Here is a 21,508-nt window from a genome sequence, read left to right on the forward strand (position 1 = left end):
TAGCGTGGGCCTATGCGCCACTGGTACGCGGACCCAAGCAGGCCCCTACCACCCCGAGCACGCAGAACCGGCGCCAGGCCGGGCAGCATCGTGGACCTTGCGGCAGGCGCCCCAATAACCCGGGGTGCAGCAGCACCTGCGCGTTCTCAACGCAGTCTTGAAGCGGTCTTGCAGCCCTTATCGGCGCGCTACGCCTTCTTGATCATGCAGTAACCGTGGCGATCGGGGATCCACACACCGCCTTGGCAAGCGCGACGCCTGTCTTACGGCGTCTGACGCTGCATGCCACGGGTCCTGGCATCGCTCCGCTTCGACGACCCGGCCCCCTGCAGCGCTGCGCCTGTCTAGCGCTGGTACCTCACGGCTGAATACTTCATTCCCATACAGCATCTGCGCGTCCGAATCTCGGCCCAAAAGCACTGAATTTGGCAATCGTTGCCGGATGATGACATTTCCGTACATCTTCGATTAATCTTCAGACAGGCTTCAGGAATGTGACATCCGTTCAGGTTGTCGACATCGTGCCCTGAAACCCAGCTCCCCCTCGACTGCGCTCGCAGTCGAGTCCCACGTCTGCAGTATCCGTGACCGAATTCATCAGGAGAGAGAGGAATGACGCGTCCAGGGGTTCGTAGTTCGTTATCGCGCAACATCAAGCGCAGCGCGTTGAGCCTGGCGCTGGGCATGTGCGTCATCGGTGGGGTGCAGGCGCAGAGCGCGGTTGGCTCCATTTTCGGTAGTGGGCAGCCCGGCAGCACCATCGCCATCCAGAGCCCGCAGACGGGCGTGAGCCGCTCGGCGACCGCCGCCGCAGATGGCAGATTCACCTTCAGCCAGCTGCCTCCGGGCAAGTACATCATCACCTCCGATGGAGTGACCCGCGAGGTCGAGGTCAAGGTTGGCAGCGGCTCGCAAGTGATGCTCGGCAGTCAGGCCAAAACGCTTGACCGGATCGAAGTGGTGGGCGCGCAGGCGTTCAACCCCATCGACGTTTCTTCGGTGGAATCGACCACCGTGTTCACTGCCGAGCAGATGGTCTCGCTGCCGGTGGCCAGCGACGTCTCTTCGGTCGCGCTGCTCGCGCCGGGCGCGGTCCGCGGCGATAGCGGGCTGGGTGCGGGCAACCTTGCCTCGTTCGGCGGATCGTCGGTGGCCGAAAACGGCTACTACATCAATGGCTTCGACGTCACCAACATGCGCACGTTCCTGTCGTTCGCCAATCTGCCGTTCCAGAGCATCGGCCAGCTTCAGGTCAAAACAGGTGGGTACGGCGCCGAGTACGGCCGCTCGCTGGGCGGCATCGTCAGCATCGTCACCAAGGCAGGCTCCAACGAATGGCACTACGGCGGTAGCGTGGAATGGGCGCCGGACTGGGGTGCTGCGGCAGGTAAAAACGTCCGCGAGCGCGATCCTGATGCGGCAGACCCGTTGTACCAGTACCGCAGCGACGATCAGTTCGACAGCACCATTTACTCTGCCTATGCGAGCGGCCCGATCATCAAGGACCGCTTGTTCTTCTTTGCAATGGTGGAAGGCCGCCAGGAGAGTCAAGACAACTTCTACGCGCTGACCAGCCGGCGCGTCAGTGACACGACCCCGCAGGGCATGGTCAAACTCGATTGGTATATCAACGACAGTAACCTGGTCGAATTCACCGGCATCTACAACCAGGCCAAGACCAAATACCGCACGTACGAATACGCCACCGACGCCAACGGCGATAACCGTTACAACGTTGGCCGGCACGAGGTGCCGATCGAGCAGTACGAGATGGAAAACGGCGGCAAGATCGGCATCCTCAAGTACACCGGCTACTTCACCGACAACTTCACACTGTCGGCGCAATACGGCTACTTGAGCAATCTGATCGACTCCCGCCTGCCGGCCGACCCGGCCGGAAGCGAATGCCCGTGGGCCTATAGCTTCGGCCTGACCACCAGCGTGATCGACCGTTACATCGGCTGCAACCCGGGCACGATCTCCACCATCGCCGACGCCGACGCAGAGCCGGACGAGGACATCCGCAAGGCGTTCCGTGTCGATGGCGAATGGGTACTGGGCGATCACCGGCTGCGCTTCGGCGTGGATCAGGAAAAGTACGAATCCAGTCACCGTGGCCGGACCTACGCCGGTGGCATCAACTGGGCGTATTACACGGTGCCCGGTACTTCGGTGGCCACCGGTGCGTTTGCGGGCCGACCTGGGCGCACGGTCAACGGCCAGCTGGTTCCGCGCAATGCGCTGTACGCACGCTCGCGTGTCTATCAGACCAGCAGCTCCACCTACGAAAACACCAACAGCGCGTTTTATCTGGAAGACAACTGGCAGGTCACCGAAAACTTCCTCGCCGTGCTCGGCTTGCGCGGTGAGAAGTTCGAAAACAAGAACGGCGATGGTATTGCCTGGATCGAATCCGATTACAAAATGGCCCCGCGCCTTGGCTTCTCCTGGGATGTGCTGGGCGATTCCAGCTTGAAGCTGTTCGGTACCGCAGGCCGCTATTACATCCCGGTGGCGACCAACTCCAGTATCCGTGCCACCGGCGCCGAATCGACTGTGTCCAACTGGTACTTCGTCAATGGCTGGAGCGAAGCCGATGGCACGCCGGTGGGCCAAGGCGCGCAAATCGGCCAGACCCAGACCAATGGCTCGCTCACTGCGCCCAATCCGGCCTCTGTCGCGTCCACCAACCTGTCGCCGATGTACCAGGACGAGATCATCCTCGGTGGCCAACTGCAGTTGACGGAAAACTGGATGGCCGGTGTACGCATGATCCGCCGCGAAGTGAAGTCCGGGATGGACGACACCTGCACCACCAATCCGTGGATCGATTGGGCGGCGGATAATGGCTTTCCGGATTTCGATCCGGGCTCGGTGCCCAGCTGCTACTTCTTGAATCCGGGCAGCGATGTGACCATCAACGTCGATCTCAATGGCGATGGCGAACTGGAACTGGCGACCTTGCCGGCCTCGTATCTTGGCCTGCCGGAATATCGCCGCCTGCATACCGCTCTGGAGTTCTTCTGGGAGCGCACTGGCGAGAAGTTCAACTTCCAGGGCTCCTATACGTTCGCCAGGACACGCGGCAACGTGGAAGGCTACGTCAATTCCACGCTGGAACAGGAGGACGCCGGCCTCACCCAGGACTTCGACCACCGCCTGTTCACCGATGGCACCTATGGGCCGACCCCGAACGATCGTCAGCACACGCTCAAGCTGTTCGGTGCTTATACGATCACGCCGGAATGGCAGCTTGGCGGAAATCTGGTCCTGCAGTCCGGGCGCCCGATCAATTGCCAGGGCTATATCCCGCTGGACGACATCCCGCAGCCTGACCAGGGCACCCTGAGCGGCTACAGCGGCTCGAGCTTCTATTGCTTGAACGCAGACGGTACCCGCGTGTTACGCCAACGTGGCGACGAAGGCCGCACGCCGTGGACCTGGACCTTCGATCTGGCCGCCGCTTATGTGCCCAACTGGGCCGATAACAAGCTGCGCATCAAGCTCGACGTGTTCAATCTGTTCAACAACGACCGAGTCACCGAGTACGACGAGTTCAGTGAAGCCTCGCGTGATGTGATCAGCCCGAACTATCTGAACGATCAGAACTATCAGACGCCGCGCTCGTTCCGGTTGACTGCCCGCTACGACTTTTAAAGTGTCGCATCACTGTGTGCGTTACGAATCCGGCCTGAAAAGGCCGGATTTTTATTAGTCGGCTCACGAGGCTCTTGGCGGCGCATCGCGCAGAGGCGCTTCACTTACCGATACAAAAACTCGAAAATATCTTGCCCAGCAACTCATCGGCGCTCAGCTTGCCGGTGATCTCGCCCAGCGCTGCGTGCGCCAGGCGCAACTCTTCGGCGGCCAGTTCGAGTTGTTCGAATCCCAGTTCCAGATCGGCCGCATCCGCATGTTGCTCGGCGCGTCGTAATGCATCCACGTGCCGGGTGCGTGCAGAGAATTCGCCGTCCACGCTTTCAACGCCATCGCCTAACGCGAGCTCGCGCAGGCGGGTGTGCAGCTGTTCCAATCCCTGGCCGGTGGTTGCCGAAACCGCCACTGCATTGGTATCGAGCAGCGGTGCGCTGTTGTCCAGCAGATCGCATTTGTTATGAATCCACAGCTGGCGCGGAACGGCGTCGATGGCATCGCCAATCGCCTCGCGTGCGGCTTGCGGGTCGCGTGCGTCGAGCACCACCAGCGCCAGATCGGCACGCTGCAATTCGGCGCGCGCGCGACGCATGCCTTCGCGTTCGATTGCATCGCCGCCATCGCGCAGGCCGGCGGTATCGACCAGCGTCAACTCGAAGCCATCGAGCTGGATCGCTTCATGCAAGGTGTCGCGCGTGGTGCCGGCCACATCGGTGACGATGGCACGATCGCTGCCGGCCAGCGCGTTGAGCAACGAACTCTTGCCCGCGTTGGGTGGGCCGATCAACACCGCATGCAGACCGTCGCGTAGCTTGCGCCCACGTTCTGCATCGCGCAGCAGCTGCGCCAGCAATGTGCGCGCCTGCTGCAATCCTTCGCGCACCTGCGTACCGCCCAATGTATCGAGCGGTTCGTCGGCAAAGTCGATCGCCGCTTCCACATGCACGCGCAAGCGCGTCAGGCTGTCGCTCACTGCATCGATGCGGCGCGAGAACACACCGTCCAGCGAGCGCCGCGCGGCACGCGCCGCACGCACATCGCCGGCAGCGATCAGATCGGCAATCGCTTCGGCCTGGGTCAGATCGAGTTTGCCGTTGAGAAACGCGCGTTCGCTGAACTCGCCGGCGCGTGCCTGGCGTGCGCCCAGTGCAATGCAACGTGCAACCAGTTGGCGCAACACTACCGGGCTGCCATGCCCCTGCAGCTCCACCACGTCTTCGCCGGTAAAGCTGCGTGGCGCGTTGAACCACAGCGCAATGCCGTCGTCGATGACCTCGCCCTGCGCATCGCGAAAGCGCGCGTAGTGCGCATGCCGCGGTTGCAACCCCGCAATGCCCAGCTGCGTTGCGATCTGCACCGCTTGCGGCCCGGACAGCCGCACGATGCCCACGCCGCCGGTTCCGGCAGCACTGGCGATGGCAACGATGGTGGACGTGGAAGAGGACATGGGCACTGCTCTTGCGTGGATTGGAACCGAATGGGTGACGATCAAAACGCCTGCACAGCCGTCAGCCGTGTGGCCGATGCTCGGGCGTTAGCTGGCACGCGTCCATCTGGGCGCAGGCCTGTCCTGGATGGTGTGCCCGCCACTGTGCATCAAAGCGTCTGCAACTGCGCGCGCGCCTGCGCCGCACCGCTGCCTTGCGGCTGCAGTTCCAGATAGGTGGAATACGCCTTGCGCGCTTTGTCGCGATCGCCGGCTTTGGCGTAGGCATCGCCAAGATTGAGATACGCCACCGCGCGCGATGGATCGATCTTGAGCGTGTTTTCAAGCCAGCGCGCCGATTCGGCAAAGCGCTCCTGGCGGTAGTACACAAACCCAAGATTGTTCGCAGCCAGCGCAAAATCCGGGCGCAGCTTCAAGGCTTCGGCAAATTGTTCGGCGGCTTCGGCGTAACGTTTTTCCTTGTACAACTGCAAACCGCGCTCGTTGGCCAACTGCGCGCGTTGGCGATCGCTGCTTTTCACTGCGGTCGGCAAAACCAGCTTGGCTTCGCCACCTTGCAAGGTCTTGACCGTGACCGGCGCAGCCGCCACCGCAGCGCCGGTAGTCGCAGCAGCAGGACGCGCGGCGTCCACGCGTCCGTTAAGTGCGATCGCATCGGCCGACAACTGCGCAGTATCGGCGGTCAGGAATTCTTCGCCGCTGGGCACCTGAAATACGAACTCGCCGCCTTGCGATCCCGGCAGGCTGCCGAATGCCGGCGTCTGCGCCGATACCGCCGACACTGCCGGTGCGACATACGCAGCCAACTCAGTCCCGGTGATCAAGCCATCGCCATTGAGATCGCCCTTGCCGGCCAGCGCCTGCAGCAGCACCCAGGTAAACACCGAATGCCCGTTCGGCCCGCTATCGGCCACTTGTTGATCGGCGCCGCCGGCGGTGAGCATCTGGCGCGCAATGCGGCGCGCGTTCTCGCGCAAGTACGCGCTGGAGGTCGGCCCGCCGCGCGTCAGACCCAACCCGCTGTAGCAGGCGTCCATCACGAACAGCACGTGCTTGGCCTGCAGGCTTTCGGCGATGTTCTGCAGGTCGCTCATCGCAATCGCATCGCTGGCCAGATGCTCCGGGTCCGAGTCGACCGGAATGATGTAGCCCAGGTCGCGCCCGGAGGCGAGCCGGCGCGTAGCGCCGTGGCCGGCGAAGAACACGAACACGCGGTCGTTGGTCTGCGCCCGCCCTTCCCCAAGCCGGTCATGGAAGGCGGCGAGGATATTGTTGCGCGTGGCTTCGCTGTTTTTCAGCACGATCACTTGCGACGACGGAAATCCCAGCGGGCCGGTCAAGGTGCTGGCGATCGCTTGCGCATCGTTGGCCGCATATTCGAGCTTGGGCCAGTGCGCGTAGTCGTCGATGCCGATCACGATCGCCCACGACTTGGCATAGCCGGTGGTCACCGTTGCGTCGGCCACGGCGCTGGGTGCACGCGCCACCGAAAACTCGCGGCCGTTCCAGCCGGCGAACTGATACCCGTCGGCGATCAACCGGTCCAGAATCTGCGGCAAGGCTTTCACTGCGCGGTCGTGGATGTCATGGAACAGCACGATGCCGCGCTGTTCCTTGTTCACCTGGTCGAGCACGCGTTGCACGATCGACTCTGGCACCGGGTCGGCCCAGTCCAGTGAATCGATGTTCCACATGATCGACTTCAAGCCGGCTTCGCCCAGCAGCTGCAGCCCTTCGGCATTGCGCGCGCCATACGGAAACCGAAACAGCGGAGCACGCTTGTCATCCACCGCACGCAACAGCGTGTCGGTATCCAGCACCTGGCTGCGCAATGCATCGCCAGTGGTCTTGGACAACTGCGCATGGGTCAGGCTGTGATTGCCCACCGCATAGCCTTCCTCCATCAGCGTATGGCTGATCTTGGACAATGGCGCCAGCTTGGGCTTGCCATCGGCATCCAGGCTGCCGAGATTCCGCCCTACTTCGAAGAACACGCCGGGCACGTCGTAGCGCTTGAGGATCGCCACAATTTCTTCGGTGTAGGCCTTGTGCGGGCCGTCGTCGAAGGTCAGCACCACCGTCTTGGGCGGCAGATCGCGGCCGAACACTTCGCTGTCGCTATCGCGCGCGGAGAACGGATACGGCTCCACCACACCATGGTCGCGCAGGATCTTTTCGCGTGTGTACAAGGTGCGCAAATGCGCCACGTAGTCGTCCCACTTTTCGCGCTTGGGCACGATGGCCCGGGTGCGATCGAAGCGACTGAAAATCTGCGTCAGTTCGGTGTTGTAACTGCGCTCGATCTCGTCCAGCGCTTCCAGATCCTCGCCGATGCGTTGATGCAGTTTGACTGCCGGCAGCGCCGAATCCTTGCCGATACGCGCATGCAGCTCGCGCAGCACCTCGCGAAATGCCAGGCGGTCGGCATCGAACAGATCCGGCGCCGATTCCACTTCGTCCAGTACCGTGGCGATCGCGGCGAAGCGGCTTGAGTCGCGCGAGCTCAACACGGTTTCAAACGCGGCGGCAATGCGTTCGCGTTGTTCCAGATTTTCATGGAACAGCTGCTGCCCCACGCTGCTGGAGGTGGCGCGATCGCGCGGGCTTTGTTTGTCCTCATCGGCCAGCAACACGATGATGCGGCGGTGCCGATCCAGCTGTTCGCGCAGCTGTGCAATCAGCGCACGCGCCTTGGCGGCGTCGCCCGTTTGTGCGGCGGCAGTGGCAGTGCCGCTGGCCGGCGGCGCCGAAGCAGATGCCTGGGTACCGGCATCGCGCTTGCCGCAGCCGGCCAGCGCCAGCAGTCCCGCGCAACTTGCGCATAGCAACAGGCGATGCAACGGCGATGGCTTCACGACGGCGTCCTTGGCAATGGCGACAAACGGAGAGGGGCTTGCATGCAGAAAGCCCGCCTTGCGGCGGGCCTTCTTGAACCTTTCTTAAGACTTACTTGGCGTTGGCCTGGATGATCTTGCTCGGCTTCTCGCCGTGCTGGCGGATCATCCACCACTGGATCAGCAACCCCAGGCCGCCGTTGACCACCCAGTACAACACCAGGCCGGCCGGCATGAAGGCCATCATGACGCCGAACACCAACGGCATGAACTGCATCATCTTGGCCTGCATCGGGTCCATGCCCGGGGTCGGCGTCAGCTTCTGCGTGGCCCACATGATGGAAATGTTGAGCACCGGCAGGATGAAGTACGGGTCGCGCGCGGTCAGATCCTGGATCCAGCCCAGCCACGGTGCCTGGCGCAACTCCACCGATTCCACCAACACCCAGTACAGCGCGAAGAAGATCGGCATCTGGATCAGTAGCGGCAGGCAACCGCCCATCGGATTGATCTTTTCCTTCTTGAACAACTCCATCGTCGCCTGCTGATACTTGGCGCGATCGTCGCCATAGCGCTCCTTCAACTGCGCCAGGCGCGGCTGGAAGCGGCGCATCTTGGCACCGGACTTGTACTGCGCGGCCGACAGCGGATACAGCGCCAGACGCAGCAGCACCACCAGGCCGATGATGGCCCAGCCCCAGTTGTGCAGGAAGCTGTGCAGGTGGCTCAGCACCCAGAACAGGCCCTGGCCGATGATGGCCATGATCGAGAAGCGGCTGTAATCGACCACGCGGTCCAGACCCTTCACGTCTTCCTTGGCAATCAGGCTGACCAGTTTCGGGCCCACCCACAGGCGCGCCTCGGTGCTGGCGGTCTGACCGGGCGCCACGGTGAAGGCCGGGCCACGCAGTTCGGCCACGTCGCGCGGGCCATCCTGATTCAGCACATACAGCGAGGCCTGATCCTTCTGCGGGATCCATGCGGTGAAGAAGTGGTGCTGCAGCAGCGCGACCCAGCCACCGGTGATCTGGCGATTCAGGCCGCCATCGTCCATGTAATCCTTGAACGCACGACGCTCATAGCCCTCTTGCGGGCTGTACCAGGTCGCCCCGTTGAAGCTGAAGGAATCCGGGTTGGTCATGCCGCGGCTGAGGATGGTCGGCACCCGGCTCAGCTTGCGGAACACATAACCGTTCCACGCCGCACCGCTCTTGTTGATCACTTCATCCTTGATCGAGATCGCGTAGCGGCCGCGCTCCAGGGTGAAGGTGCGGCGGATCGACACGCCATTGGGACCGTTCCAGACGAACGGCACCACCAGGGTGTTCTGACCCTTGGCCAGCTCGAATGCAGTACCCGGCTGCTCGGCGCGGAAGCCGCCTACGCCGGGCACCGGCGAATGCTCGCTGGCCCAACCGCTGGTGGCGTTGTAAGGGTGCACAGCATCTTCGGTCAGCAGATCGACCGGCGCGGTGCCGTCCTTGGTCTGCGGAAACTGCAGCAGTTCGGCATCCAGCACGCTGCGGCCATCCAGCTTCAGGCGCAGCACGTCCGAGGTCAGCGTGACGACCGGCGCAGCGCCGGCAGCTTCCGGCGTGGCCGTGGTGGTGCTGGTTGCCGCCGGTGCGGCGCCCGGGACGCCTGCCTGCGGGATAGCCTGGGCGGCGGGCACATTGGCCGCCGGCGCGCTGGCATCCAGGTCGCGCGCAGCCGGTACCGATTGCGTGGCGACTGCGGCAGGTGCGTTGGCGGCCGCCTTGTCCTTGCCCCACTCCATCCACAGCAGCGCCGCGACCATCAGCCAGGCAAAGATCAGGAAAACACGGGTCTGGTTCATCGGGCAGCAACTCGCTCAGTCGGAACTACAGTTCCGGCTCTGTCGGGGAAAGGGAGGATGGGTGCATCGTCCTGGCGGGCGGCATTGTGCCGGGCGCAGCAGGTGGGGGCAATGCGCCGGCACGGCGCAGCAGACGCACGAAGGCGTCGCGAATCTGTGGATTGGTCGCTTTGGCGGCTGCGGAGCGGGCCACAATGACGTAATCGCCACCGGCCAGTTCGGGCAGCAGATGCCGCATGGCATCGCGCAGGACGCGCTTGATGCGATTGCGTCCGACCGCACGCGTGTCCACCTTGCGCGACACTGCCATGCCCAGGCGCGGCGGCGTATCGCCGGTGCGCCAATGCAGGCTGAGCAGCGGATCCGAGGTGCGACGCGCGGTATCGAAGACGACCGTATATTGCGCACGCGTACGAACCCGCGCAGAGCGAGGAAATCGCCTGCACGGGTTCGATGCGTTCACGGTAGGACTTGCCTCGGCCGCGGAGAGCGGCGCGGCAATCAAGCGCTCAGGCGCTTGCGGCCCTTGGCGCGGCGGCGAGCCAGGATCTTGCGGCCGTCGGCGGTTGCCATACGTGCGCGGAAGCCATGGTCGCGTGCTCGCTTGAGGTTGCTGGGTTGGAAAGTACGCTTGGTGGCCATGGGGCCCTCTGCATGGATGGAGACGAATAGAACCGGAAATTCTATAGGACCTCCCCGGGCCGGGTCAACTCCCCCGTTGCTTTACCAACCGTGAGCCTGCGCACGCCCTGTGGATGGACCTGTGAATAACTCTGGGAAAAGCCTGCCTGCGGTGCTAGTCTGGTCCATCCTCTTTTCACTTCCGGGCTGCGTGCACGGCGCCTTGCTGCGCGCCGCAGCCAGCAACAGATGATCACACTTTGATGGATGCTTGGCCCCGCTGTCTGGAACGTCTTGAAGCTGAATTCCCGCCCGAAGATGTCCACACCTGGTTGAAACCCCTGCAGGCCGAAGACCGCGGCGACAGCATTGTGCTGTACGCGCCGAACGCCTTCATCGTCGACCAGGTCCGTGAACGCTACCTGCCGCGCATCCGCGAATTGCTGGCGTATTTCGCTGGCAATGGTGAGGTGGCGCTGGCAGTGGGCTCGCGCCCCCGTGCGCCCGATCCGTTGCCGGCGCCGATGGCCGCGCCCAGTGCGCCGGTCGCCGCGCCGATCGTGCCGTTTGCCGGCAACCTGGATTCGCACTACACCTTCGCCAATTTCGTCGAAGGCCGTAGCAACCAGCTTGGTCTGGCGGCGGCGATCCAGGCGGCGCAGAAGCCAGGCGATCGTGCGCACAACCCGCTGCTGCTGTACGGAAGCACTGGGCTGGGCAAGACCCACCTGATGTTCGCGGCCGGCAATGCCCTGCGCCAGGCCAATCCGGCCGCCAAGGTGATGTATCTGCGCTCGGAGCAGTTCTTCAGCGCGATGATCCGAGCGCTGCAGGACAAGGCGATGGACCAGTTCAAGCGCCAGTTTCAGCAGATCGATGCGCTGTTGATCGATGACATCCAGTTTTTCGCCGGCAAAGACCGCACGCAGGAAGAGTTCTTCCACACCTTCAACGCGCTGTTCGACGGCCGCCAACAGATCATCCTGACCTGCGATCGCTACCCGCGCGAAGTCGAGGGCCTGGAGCCGCGGCTCAAGTCACGTCTGGCCTGGGGCCTGTCGGTGGCGATCGATCCGCCGGATTTCGAAACCCGCGCGGCGATCGTGCTGGCCAAGGCGCGCGAGCGCGGTGCCGACATTCCCGACGACGTGGCGTTTTTGATCGCCAAGAAGATGCGCTCGAACGTGCGCGATCTGGAAGGCGCACTCAACACGCTGGTGGCACGCGCCAACTTCACCGGCCGTGCGATCACCGTGGAGTTCGCCCAGGAGACGCTACGCGACCTGTTGCGGGCCCAGCAGCAGGCGATCGGCATCCCCAACATCCAGAAGACCGTGGCGGACTACTACGGGCTGCAGATGAAGGACCTGCTCTCCAAGCGGCGCACCCGTTCGCTGGCACGCCCACGCCAGGTCGCGATGGCGCTGGCCAAGGAACTGACCGAACACAGCCTGCCCGAGATCGGCGACGCGTTTGCCGGGCGTGACCACACCACCGTGCTGCATGCCTGCCGGCAGATCCGCACGCTGATGGAGGCCGACGGCAAGCTGCGCGAGGACTGGGAAAAGCTGATTCGCAAGCTCAGCGAGTGAGTCGTTGACGCCCTTCTCGGCATGCCGGGAAAAAAGCGTGGATGAGTTGGGGTCAAATGCGGGAGAATCTGTGGATAACGTTGCCCTGCAATCCGGGCGGAAAACTATCCACAGGTTTTCCTAGCAGACCAGGGGCACTAGTCCAACGGCTTTCAGGTGCTGAAATTCTTTTGGAAACAGAGAGTTATGGTGGTTATCCGCTGAAAACGGCCCTACCATCACCACCAAGCTTTTGATTTATCCATTATTTTTTAAAGCATAGGGGCACGGAACCACATGCGTTTTACACTGCAGCGCGAAGCCTTCCTCAAACCATTGGCCCAGGTGGTCAATGTGGTCGAACGCCGTCAAACCCTGCCAGTCCTGGCAAACCTGCTGGTGCAGGTGAAGGACGGCCAGGTGTCCTTGACGGGCACGGACCTGGAAGTGGAAATGATCTCGCGCACGATGGTGGAAGACGCGCAGGATGGTGAAACCACGATCCCGGCGCGCAAGTTGTTCGACATCCTGCGTGCCCTGCCCGATGGCAGCCGCGTCACCATCTCGCAGACCGGCGACAAGGTCACCGTGCAGGCGGGGCGCAGCCGCTTTACGCTGGCGACGCTGCCAGCCAATGACTTTCCGTCTGTGGACGAAGTCGAAGCGACCGAACGCGTTGCCGTGCCGGAAGCGGCGTTGAAGGAGCTGATCGAGCGCACGGCGTTCGCAATGGCCCAGCAGGACGTGCGGTATTACCTCAACGGCTTGCTGTTCGACCTGCGTGATGGCCTGCTGCGCTGCGTGGCCACCGACGGACATCGTCTGGCGTTGTGCGAAACCGAGCTGGAGAAGTCCGGCGGCGCCAAGCGCCAGATCATCGTGCCGCGCAAGGGCGTGACCGAGCTGCTGCGCCTGCTGGAAGCGGCCGACCGTGAGGTCGAGCTGGAAGTCGGGCGTAGTCATATCCGCGTCAAGCGTGGCGATGTGACCTTCACCTCCAAGCTCATCGACGGCCGTTTTCCGGATTACGAAGCAGTGATTCCGATTGGCGCCGACCGTGAGGTCAAGGTCGACCGCGAGGCGCTGCGTGCGTCGTTGCAGCGCGCTGCGATCCTGTCCAACGAGAAGTACCGTGGCGTTCGCGTCGAGGTGTCTCCGGGCCAGCTGAAAATCAGCGCGCACAACCCCGAGCAGGAAGAGGCGCAGGAAGAGATCGAGGCAGACACCAAGGTGGACGACTTGGCGATCGGCTTCAACGTGAACTACCTGCTGGATGCGCTGTCGGCACTGCGCGACGAGCATGTGGTGATCCAGCTGCGCGACGCAAATTCGTCTGCATTGGTGCGCGAGGCAAGCAGCGAGAAGTCCCGCCACGTGGTCATGCCGCTGCGTCTCTGACGTTGCGTTCCACGTGGAACACGAAAGCCCGGCGAGAGTCGGGCTTTTTTTGTGTCTCGTGCTCGCAAGCGGGCATCCAAGGCGCAACGGGGCTTCGCCGGGGTGTGGGACAGCGCGTGTCAGTGTTTTGGTCAGAGTTGGCGGTTACGTGCTTACCGGAGGCCCACCCAGCGGGGATGGATGCGGAGCTCTTGCCACGCGTCAGTGGCGAAGATCCCCGCATCCCCGTTGCCGTCTCGTGGATCCACAGCTGGCCTTGCTGCTTGAATCGGCTCACAGCCGCCACGGCGCGGGCGGGGACATGCCGATGGGCGGCTCAAGAGTATTGGCCGCCATCAGCGAGCGTCGCACCTGCGTTTGGCAGACCCTTGCGTCGCAGGTCGTGCGAGGACGCGCTGTGGATGTTTACTGCCTTGCTACTAGCACCATGGGTCATTGATCCGATTGCGAGCCGGTTGCGAGCGATGCAATGCAGATGCATTGCAAAAAGTAATTTGGAGGTCTCGGCTGCGTGAGGTCGGCAACATGACTAGCAGCGCCAGCCAGCAGGAATCTCACCGCCCCGCGAGACCGGCTAATTTTTGGCCTGAAGTTTCTTTCGTGAATCCGTACCTGGAAAATAAACTCGTTCAGCGGGAAGCACTGGCGCGTACCGAGGTCCACGCAGCAACTCTCATCATGCTGTTTCGAAACAGCAGTTTTCGACTTATGCACATCAAGCTTTGCTTTAAAAAATAGAAATAACTTAAGAGCTTGGTGGTGATGGTAGGGCCAGATTTCGCCTAAAAGTAGGTCAAGCTATTGTTTCAATTGGTTTTTATAGGCGCGAAACCCTGTGTTTTAACCCCCTTCTTCGGCCCTGCAACCTGTGGATAAGACCAACCGCCCGTCCAACGGCTGATTTTGTCCCCAACTTATCCCCAGGAAGTCCTGTCGCGCGTTCTCGGTGCCACCGCGCGGGTGGTGGACCAATCACGTATGCTGCGGACCGGCCGGGGACCCGGATCACAGCCCGGAGCAGACTGATCGATGCACGTAGTGCGGTTGTCCATACATCGGCTTCGTCGCTTCGAGACAGTCGACCTCTACCCCGCCAGTTCCCTGAACCTGCTGACCGGTGACAACGGCGCAGGCAAGACCAGCGTGCTCGAGGCATTGCACCTGATGGCCTATGGGCGCAGCTTTCGTGGGCGAGTGCGCGATGGACTGATCCAGCAAGGTGCCGGCGATCTGGAAGTGTTCGTCGAATGGCGCGAACGCATGGGTGAGGCTGCAGAACGCACACGACGTGCCGGGCTTCGCCATAGCGGGCAGGAATGGACGGGGCGGCTCGATGGCGAAGATGTCGCACAGCTTGGTTCGCTCTGCGCCGCGTTGGCCGTGGTCACGTTCGAGCCGGGAAGCCACGTCTTGATCAGCGGTGGCGGTGAGCCGCGCCGCCGGTTCCTGGATTGGGGTTTGTTCCACGTGGAACCTGACTTCCTCGCGCTCTGGCGGCGCTATGCGCGAGCGCTCAAACAGCGCAATGCCCTGCTCAAACAGGGGGCGCAGCCGCGCATGCTGGATGCCTGGGACCACGAGCTTGCCGAATCGGGAGAAACCTTGACCTCCAGACGGTTGCGCTACCTCGAGCGCCTGCAGGAGCGCCTGATTCCGGTCGCCACTGCGATTGCGCCGTCGCTGGGCCTGTCCGCCCTGGAGTTTTCGCCAGGCTGGAAGCGTCATGAGGTCTCGCTTGCGGATGCATTGCTACTGGCGCGCGAACGCGACCGCCAGAATGGCTACACCTCGCAAGGCCCGCATCGCGCCGACTGGGCACCCCGTTTCGACGCCATTCCCGGCAAGGACGCCTTATCGCGAGGCCAGGCGAAGCTGACCGCGCTGGCGTGCCTGCTTGCGCAAGCTGAGGATTTCGCCCACGAACGCGGAGAGTGGCCCGTGATTGCGCTGGATGACCTCGGCTCGGAGCTTGATCGGCACCACCAGGCCAGCGTGTTGCAGCGTCTGGCCGCAGCACCGGCACAAGTGCTGATCACGGCGACGGAGACACCGCCGGGCCTGGCCGATGCCGGCGAACTTCTGCACCGGTTCCACGTGGAACACGGAACGATCGCGCCTCAAGTCGCGGCTGACTAAGCCCGACGGCCAGAGCGGGCCGACTGGTATAATTGACGGGCTATCCCCCTTTTCCCACGGTGCGATGCGGCTCCTGCCGTTTCCGTTCCGTGTTGTGGAGCTAACGGCACACGCATGACCGACGAACAGAACACCTCGCCTACTCCCAACGGCACCTACGACTCCAGCAAGATCACCGTGCTGCGTGGCCTGGAAGCCGTCCGCAAGCGCCCCGGCATGTACATCGGCGATGTCCATGACGGCACCGGCCTGCATCACATGGTGTTCGAAGTAGTCGATAACTCCGTCGACGAAGCCTTGGCTGGTCACGCCGACGACATCGTGGTGAAAATCCTGGTCGATGGCTCGGTGGCGGTGTCGGACAACGGCCGCGGTGTGCCGGTCGACATCCACAAGGAAGAAGGCGTCTCGGCGGCCGAGGTGATCCTCACCGTGCTGCACGCCGGCGGCAAGTTCGACGACAACAGCTACAAAGTCTCCGGCGGCCTGCACGGCGTGGGCGTGTCGGTGGTCAACGCACTATCCGAGCACCTGTGGCTGGACATCTGGCGCGACGGGTTCCACTACCAGCAGGAATACGCGCTGGGCGAGCCGCAGTACCCGCTCAAGCAACTGGAAGCCTCGACCAAGCGCGGCACCACGTTGCGCTTCAAGCCGGCCGTGGCGATCTTCAGCGACGTCGAGTTTCACTACGACATCCTGGCGCGCCGCCTGCGCGAACTGTCGTTCCTCAATTCCGGCGTCAAGATCGCGCTGATCGACGAGCGCGGCGAAGGCCGTCGCGACGATTTCCATTACGAAGGCGGCATCCGCAGCTTCGTGGAGCATCTGGCGCAGCTGAAGTCGCCGCTGCACCCCAACGTGATTTCGGTGACCGGCGAGCACAACGGCATCGTGGTGGACGTGGCCCTGCAATGGACCGACGCCTACCAGGAAACCATGTACTGCTTCACCAACAACATCCCGCAGAAGGATGGCGGCACCCACTTGGCCGGCTTCCGCGCCGCGCTGACACGCGTGCTCAGCAACTACATCGAGCAGAACGGTATCGCCAAGCAGGCCAAGGTCGCGCTGACCGGCGACGACATGCGCGAAGGCATGATCGCGGTACTGTCGGTGAAGGTGCCCGACCCCAGCTTCTCCTCGCAGACCAAGGAAAAGCTGGTCAGCTCGGACGTGCGCCCGGCGGTGGAAAACGCCTTCGGTGCGCGCCTGCAGGAGTTCCTGCAGGAGAATCCGAACGAAGCCAAGGCCATCACCGGCAAGATCGTCGATGCCGCGCGTGCGCGCGAAGCCGCCCGCAAGGCGCGCGATCTTACCCGCCGCAAGGGTGCGCTGGACATCGCTGGCCTGCCGGGCAAGCTGGCCGACTGCCAGGAAAAGGATCCAGCGCTGTCGGAACTGTTTATCGTCGAGGGTGACTCGGCAGGTGGCTCGGCCAAGCAAGGCCGTAACCGCAAGAACCAGGCGGTGCTGCCGCTGCGCGGCAAGATCCTCAACGTCGAGCGCGCGCGCTTCGACCGCATGCTGGCCTCCGACCAGGTCGGCACGCTGATCACCGCGCTGGGCACCGGCATCGGCCGCGACGAGTACAACCCGGACAAGCTGCGCTACCACCGCATCATCCTGATGACCGACGCCGACGTGGACGGCTCGCACATCCGCACCCTGCTGCTGACGTTCTTCTACCGGCAGATGCCGGAGCTGATCGAGCGCGGCTACATCTACATCGGCCTGCCGCCGCTGTACAAGCTCAAGCAGGGCAAGAGCGAGCTGTATCTGAAGGACGACGCGGCGCTCAATGCCTACCTGGCCAGCAATGCGGTCGAAGGCGCGGCGCTGATTCCCGCCACCGACGAGCCGCCGATCACTGGCGAAGCGCTGGAGAAGCTGCTGCTGCTGTACACCGGCGCCAACGAGGCGATTGCCCGCAACGCGCATCGTTACGACCCGGCCCTGCTGACCGCGTTGATCGACCTGCCGCCGCTGGATGTGGTGCAGCTGCAGGCAGAAGGCGATGTGCATCCCACCCTGGACGCACTGCAGGCGGTGCTCAACCGCGGCACCCTGGGCACCGCGCGTTACCAGTTGCGCTTCGATCCGGCCACGGAAAACACCGCCGCAACCCTGGTCGCCATCCGCCGGCACATGGGCGAGGAATTCACCCAGGTGCTGCCGATGGGCGCGTTCGAAAGCGGCGAGCTGCGTCCGCTGCGCGAAGTGTCGCTGGCATTGAACGACCTGATCCGCGAAGGCGCGCAGATCGTGCGTGGCAACAAGACCCACCCGATCACCAGTTTCGCGCAGGCACATGCCTGGCTGCTGGAAGAGGCCAAGCGCGGCCGTCAGGTGCAGCGCTTCAAGGGCCTGGGCGAAATGAATGCCGAGCAGCTGTGGGAAACCACGGTCAACCCTGATACGCGCCGGCTGTTGCAGGTCCGCATCGAGGACGCCGTGGCCGCCGACCAGATCTTCAGCACCTTGATGGGCGATGTGGTGGAACCGCGTCGCGACTTCATCGAGGACAACGCGCTGAAGGTGTCCAACCTGGATATCTGAGCCGCCCGCGTCGCACCGGCACAACGCAGCAGCGTTGTGCCGGCGACCCGGTGTCCGCAGGACGACGATGAGCACAGACCCTTCCACCCTACCGGCACCGCCCCCCGCGGCCGGCCGCTCTCCGTTGCCGCCCGTGCTGCTCGGTTTCGCGATCGACGTGTTGATCGCCGTCGGCCTGTTGCTCAGCCTGAGCGTGGCCGGCTTTGCGATCTGGGGTGCGATACGTGGCATCGGCTATGCGCAGGCCGCCAAGGCGCAGGGCCTGACGCCCTCCTCCGCCGACGTCATGGCCGCCATCGGCCAACCCGGGGTGATGGTGCAATTGCTCACCGCCCTGGTCAGCACCGCCACCCCAGCGGTGCTGCTGTACTACTGGCGCCGCCGCGCCACGTCCGTCGAACAGGCGGCCTCGCGGGCGGCTGCGCGACGGACTTCCACCTGGGGCTGGACCGCCCTGATCGCCGCCGCGGTCTTTGTGCTCAGCAATTTGGTCAGCGTGGCCGCCTCGGCACTGGGCATCAAACCCGTACCCACCAACCTACCGCTGATGGAAGAAGCCATCCAGCAGTGGCCGCTTGCCCTGGCGCTGTTTGCGGTGGTCATCGCTCCGGCCTACGAAGAGCTCCTGTTCCGTCGCGTGTTGTTTGGCCGCCTGCTGGCTGCCGGCCGCCCCTGGCTGGGAATCGTCTTGAGCGGCGCACTGTTTGCGCTGGTGCATGAAGTCCCCGGCATCAGCGGCAATGGCCCGGCCGCCATCGCCCAGCTCTGGCTGATCTACGGCAGCATGGGCGCGGCATTTGCCTGGCTGTATTGGCGTACCGGCACGCTGTGGGCGCCGATCGCCGCGCACGGCATCAACAACGCCACCGCTCTGGCTGCCCTGTACTTTTTCGGAATCGGGTAAGCCAGCGCTGCGACTCGGCCGGTGTCAGACCGTTGCGGTCAGTGCCTGCGATCCGTCCGGCCCCCCCCCCCCGCACATCGCGATGCCGAGCGCGCCATTAGCGTTTATCTGATGGCCGTTGGCCACGTTTTGCTGGCCGATCCAGGCCGTTTGACGAAAAGTTAAGACGAGCCTGCCAAAATGGTCCGCATGATTCAGGGGGATCGAATGAAAGCCAGGTTGTTGATCGTTGTTGCCGTCCTCGCGTTGACGGCATGTGCCACCACTACGTCGCCAACCGGCCGCCGACAGGTGGTGGGTGGAGTGTCGCAAGAACAGCTCGACCAGTTGGGCGCGCAGTCGTTCGCGCAGACCAAGGCCAAGGAAAAGGTCAGCACCGACGGCAAGCAGAATGCTTACGTCCAGTGCGTGGTCAATGCACTGGTGGCGCAGTTGCCGCCGCAGTGGCGCGACACCAAGTGGGAGACGGCGCTGTTCGTCGACGACGAGGCCAATGCCTTTGCCCTGCCCGGCGGCAAGGTCGGGGTCAACACCGGCATCTTCACCGTTGCCAAGACCCAGGACCAACTGGCCGCCGTGCTGGGACACGAAATCGGCCATGTGATCTCGCGCCACCACGAGGAGCGCATCACCCGCCAGCTCGGTACACAGACCGGCCTGGGCATCATTGGCGCACTCGCTGGTGCGGCCTACGGCGACGGCGCGGCCAGCGCGGTGAATCAGGTCGGCGGCATGACCGCGCAGACCGTGTTCCTGCTGCCCGGGTCGCGGACCCAGGAGAGCGAAGCCGACGTGGTCGGTCAGCGCTTGATGGCGCAGGCCGGCTTCGACCCGGCTCAGGCAGTCACGCTGTGGCAGAACATGATGGCTGCCAGCGGCAACCGTCAGCCGCAATGGCTGTCTACCCACCCCGACCCGACCAACCGCATCCGTGAACTGCAGGCCGACGTCAACCAGCTCGAACCGGTGTACCAGCAGGCACGGCAAGCCGGACGCGCCCCACGATGCGGCTAAGTCCTGCCGCAGTGATGCTGCAATCGATGCTATCGGGCATTCAAAATTGCCAAGGTTGGCGCTGTATTCGCCTCTTACATCAGTGCGCAGTGCCCACCGCACGCTCACTTCCGATGCCTTACCGTTAGCCGCCCTAAGCAACTGTCTCCTGTCCCGATTGACGCACCACAACATGGAAACCGTTTTCGGGAACTGAGACTTTCTGCTAAGTTTGCCGGCTCAGATTTTTCGTACAGCTTCCATTCCGCTTTTCGTACCGCCCAACGGCGGCTCGTCCGAGGTGAAACATGAAACTGCTCAACCGCAAGCAAGCCCTGTTGTCCCTGTTCATCGCAGCGTCCCTGGGCGGGGCTGTCGTCACCGATGCGGTCGCGCAGTCGGACCGCTCTTCCGAGCGCGCCGCGCGTAAGTCCAAGGGCAACGGCAAGGCCGAAGAGCTGTACCCGCAGTCGACCCGTCAGGCACCGACGATCAAGCCGTCGTCCAAGTTGAGCAGCAAGCTGCAGAAGCTGATCGAAATCTTCAACAAGGGCGAGGACTACCCGGGCGTGCGCAGCCAGGCCGATGAAATCCTGGCCAACAGCGCTGCCAACGAAGCCGACAAGGCGCTCGCCGCCCAGCTCGCTGCGCAGGCCGCCTACAACCTGGACGACACCGCTGGCGCCAAGAAGTACCTGCAGCAGGCCATTGGCCTGAATGCGCTGGACAACAACGGCCAGTTCCAGTCGATGCTGATGCTGGCGCAGTTGCAGATGCAGGACGACCAGCAGGCCGAAGGTCTGGCCACGCTGGACAAGTATCTGGACGAGAGCAAGTCGCAGCGTCCGGAAGATCTGATCCTCAAGGGGCAGGCGCTGTACCAGGCCGAGCGCTACAAGGAAGCGATTCCGGTGCTGAAGCAGGCCATCGCCGCCTCGCCCGAGCCGAAGGACACCTGGAACCAGCTCCTGATGGCGTCCTACGCCGAAGCCGGCCAGACCGGTGAAGCCGTGGCTGCCGCAGAGGCGCTGGCTGCCAAGACGCCCAACGACAAGAAAGCCCAGCTCAATCTGGCCAGCATGTACATGCAGGCCGATCAGATGGACAAGGCCGCCGGCGTAATGGACAAGCTGCGCGCCGCCGGGCAGTTGACCGAAGAAAAGGAATACAAGCAGTTGTATTCCATCTACGCCAACACCGAGAACAAGGAAAAGGATGTCATCGCGGTGATCAATGAAGGTATGCAAAAAGGCATCCTCAAGCCCGATTATCAGACATACCTTGCGCTGGCTCAGTCCTATTACTACGGCGAAGACGTGCCGAAGGCGATCGAGAACTGGCAGAAAGCCGCACCGCTTTCCAAGGACGGCGAGACCTATCTGAATCTGGCCAAGGTGCTGCATTCGGAAGGTCGCATCCCGGAGGCCAAGCAGGCCGCACAGCAGGCGATCGCCAAGGGCGTTAAAAAACCCGAAGACGCCAAGAAGATCATCAACCTGAAGTAAAAAAAGAAAATAAACCCCCGAAATCCCTGTGTTTTTAGTGGTTACAGGA

13 protein-coding genes are annotated in these 21,508 nt (G+C 63.1%); 8 read left to right on the top strand and 5 right to left on the bottom strand.

The window, feature by feature from the left end; genetic code table 11:
- Nucleotides 1–612 precede the first annotated feature (612 nt).
- Nucleotides 613–3,657 (top strand): TonB-dependent receptor, encoded by a 3,045-nt coding sequence (locus tag VC212_RS20215; protein WP_323526750.1) that lies wholly within the window; start codon nt 613–615, stop codon nt 3,655–3,657.
- Between the two features lie 100 nt (nt 3,658–3,757).
- Here VC212_RS20215 and mnmE read toward each other — a convergent pair whose 3' ends face one another.
- The 5 genes from mnmE to rpmH form a co-directional block, all read right to left on the bottom strand.
- Nucleotides 3,758–5,101 (bottom strand): tRNA uridine-5-carboxymethylaminomethyl(34) synthesis GTPase MnmE, encoded by a 1,344-nt coding sequence (gene mnmE / locus VC212_RS20220; RefSeq protein WP_323526751.1) that lies wholly within the window; start codon nt 5,099–5,101, stop codon nt 3,758–3,760.
- A gap of 149 nt (nt 5,102–5,250) precedes the next feature.
- Nucleotides 5,251–7,956, bottom strand: a complete 2,706-nt coding sequence (locus VC212_RS20225) for a polysaccharide deacetylase family protein (protein WP_323526752.1) — start codon at nt 7,954–7,956, stop codon at nt 5,251–5,253.
- Between the two features lie 91 nt (nt 7,957–8,047).
- A complete protein-coding gene (yidC, locus tag VC212_RS20230; RefSeq protein ID WP_323526753.1) occupies nt 8,048–9,772 on the bottom strand; it encodes a membrane protein insertase YidC in 1,725 nt (574 codons plus the stop codon).
- A 25-nt stretch (nt 9,773–9,797) separates the two neighbouring features.
- Nucleotides 9,798–10,235, bottom strand: coding sequence for a ribonuclease P protein component (rnpA, locus tag VC212_RS20235; RefSeq protein WP_055852557.1), 438 nt, complete (start codon nt 10,233–10,235; stop codon nt 9,798–9,800).
- Between the two features lie 38 nt (nt 10,236–10,273).
- Nucleotides 10,274–10,414, bottom strand: a complete 141-nt coding sequence (rpmH, locus tag VC212_RS20240) for a 50S ribosomal protein L34 (RefSeq protein ID WP_002805908.1) — start codon at nt 10,412–10,414, stop codon at nt 10,274–10,276.
- A 242-nt stretch (nt 10,415–10,656) separates the two neighbouring features.
- Between rpmH and dnaA the strand changes: the two genes are divergently transcribed.
- The 7 genes from dnaA (at nt 10,657) to VC212_RS20275 (ending at nt 21,459) form a co-directional block, all read left to right on the top strand.
- Nucleotides 10,657–11,985: a chromosomal replication initiator protein DnaA gene (gene dnaA, locus VC212_RS20245; protein WP_055852560.1), complete on the top strand. Its 1,329-nt coding sequence runs from the start codon at nt 10,657–10,659 to the stop codon at nt 11,983–11,985.
- Nucleotides 11,986–12,261: 276 nt separating this feature from the next.
- Complete coding sequence (gene dnaN, locus VC212_RS20250; RefSeq protein ID WP_055852563.1) at nt 12,262–13,362, top strand: DNA polymerase III subunit beta; 1,101 nt, start codon at nt 12,262–12,264, stop codon at nt 13,360–13,362.
- 1,029 nt (nt 13,363–14,391) lie between these two features.
- Nucleotides 14,392–15,498, top strand: a complete 1,107-nt coding sequence (gene recF, locus VC212_RS20255; protein WP_323526754.1) for a DNA replication/repair protein RecF — start codon at nt 14,392–14,394, stop codon at nt 15,496–15,498.
- A 114-nt stretch (nt 15,499–15,612) separates the two neighbouring features.
- Nucleotides 15,613–18,057, top strand: coding sequence for a DNA topoisomerase (ATP-hydrolyzing) subunit B (gene gyrB, locus VC212_RS20260; protein ID WP_115552383.1), 2,445 nt, complete (start codon nt 15,613–15,615; stop codon nt 18,055–18,057).
- A gap of 67 nt (nt 18,058–18,124) precedes the next feature.
- Nucleotides 18,125–18,961: a CPBP family intramembrane glutamic endopeptidase gene (locus tag VC212_RS20265; protein WP_115552384.1), complete on the top strand. Its 837-nt coding sequence runs from the start codon at nt 18,125–18,127 to the stop codon at nt 18,959–18,961.
- Nucleotides 18,962–19,168: 207 nt separating this feature from the next.
- Complete coding sequence (locus VC212_RS20270) at nt 19,169–19,975, top strand: M48 family metallopeptidase (protein ID WP_055852573.1); 807 nt, start codon at nt 19,169–19,171, stop codon at nt 19,973–19,975.
- A 287-nt stretch (nt 19,976–20,262) separates the two neighbouring features.
- Nucleotides 20,263–21,459 carry a tetratricopeptide repeat protein gene (locus VC212_RS20275; RefSeq protein ID WP_323526755.1) on the top strand — a complete coding sequence of 399 codons (1,197 nt, stop codon included), beginning with the start codon at nt 20,263–20,265 and terminating at the stop codon, nt 21,457–21,459.
- Nucleotides 21,460–21,508: the final 49 nt, after the last annotated feature.

Origin of the sequence: Xanthomonas sp. WHRI 8932A (assembly GCF_035012785.1) — a bacterium.
Classification (GTDB): Bacteria; Pseudomonadota; Gammaproteobacteria; order Xanthomonadales; family Xanthomonadaceae; genus Xanthomonas.